Raw genomic sequence first — 1,412 nt, 5'->3', positions numbered from 1 at the left:
CCGCGGCGATCAACCGGTCGGCGGCGGCCCGCACGCAGTCGTCCAGCAGGTCGGCGGCGTCGCGGTGCGGGTTGTGGCTCAGGGCCAGCTTCGCGGCGTTCGACAGCCGGGCGTTGAGGCCGCGCACCGGGGAGGGGACGCCCAGCAGCACCAGGCGCCGGGTGCCGGCCCACATCAGCTGGCGCTGTTCGGCCTCGGTGTCGGCGGCCCGCACCGCGACCGAACCGCCCTCGTCGACCAGCGCCGGGAACGCCTTCACCACGTGGCCGCCCGCCACGTTGCCGCCGCGGCGCAGCTCGACGACCTTCGGCAGGGTGCCGAGGTCCCCCCACGCCCGCAGGCCGGCCCGCTCGAGGCCGTCCGCCGCGGCGGCGACGGCTTCCCGGGTCCTCGGGCGCAGCCGCTCCTTGATGGCGTCGAGGTCCTTGCCCTCGGCCAGCACCCGCCCGCTGGCGTCCTCCACCCGGAAGGTGAACCGCAGGTGATCCGGCACACCCGCCAGCGACCAGGAATCGCGCAGGATCTCCGGCCCGCCCATCCGGCGCAGCTCGTGTTCCACCGCGGTGAGCAGGGGCGCCTGGCGTGGCGTGATGTTCGCCAGGACCGCCTTGGCGTAGTTCGGCGCCGGGACGAAGCTGCGCCGCACCGCCTTCGGCAGCGCCCGGATGAGGGCGGTGACGAGCTCCTCGCGCAGCCCCGGCACCTGCCATTCAAAGCCCTCGGCGCCGACCTGGTTCAGCACGGCCAGCGGGATGTGCACGGTGACCCCGTCGGCCGCCGAGCCCGGTTCGAACTGGTAGCTCAGCGGCAGCGCGAGGTCGCCCGCCTGCCAGACGTCGGGGTAGTCGGCCTCGGTGATTCCCGTGGCGTCCGCGGTGACGAGCATCGAGCGCGGGAAGTCGAGCAGGTCCGGGGTCGTCCGGCGCGCCTTGCGCCACCAGGCGTCGAAGTGCCGGGCGGACACGATGTCCGCGGGGATGCGCTCGTCGTAGAAATGGAACAGCGTCTCGTCGTCGACGACGATGTCGCGCCGCCGGGCCCGGTGCTCCAGCTCCTCGACGTCGGCGAGCAGCTCCCGGTTGGCGTGGAAGAAAGTGTGGCGGGTCTGCCAGTCACCCTCGACCAGCGCGTGCCGGAGAGACAGCTCCCGGCACAGGACCGGGTCGATCCGGCTGTACTGGACCGGCCGGGAGGCGACGATCGTCACCCCGTACAGGGTCACCTTCTCGTCGGCGAGCACCGCGCCCTGCCGGCGCGACCAGCGCGGTTCGCTGTACGTGCGATGCACCAGGTGGGCGGCGAGCGGCTCGATCCAGTCCGGGTCGATCCGCGCGGCGGTGCGGCCCCACAGCCGGGAGGTCTCCACCAGCTCGGCGGCCATCACCCAGGCGGGTGGTCCGGACGGCCGCTTC

At 73.8% G+C, this 1,412-nt stretch carries 1 protein-coding gene; it reads right to left on the bottom strand.

Going from position 1 to position 1,412, the window contains the following annotated elements; all coding sequences use genetic code 11:
- Window positions 1-1,412: DUF3418 domain-containing protein (locus tag AC08ON_RS15555; protein WP_476617220.1), on the bottom strand; the 1,412-nt coding region annotated here is incomplete at both ends.

It is taken from the genome of Frankia sp. CoWAU3 (assembly GCF_977971855.1).
The sequence above is the reverse complement of the archived record's forward strand: the minus strand, read 5'-3'. Positions and strand labels throughout refer to the sequence as shown.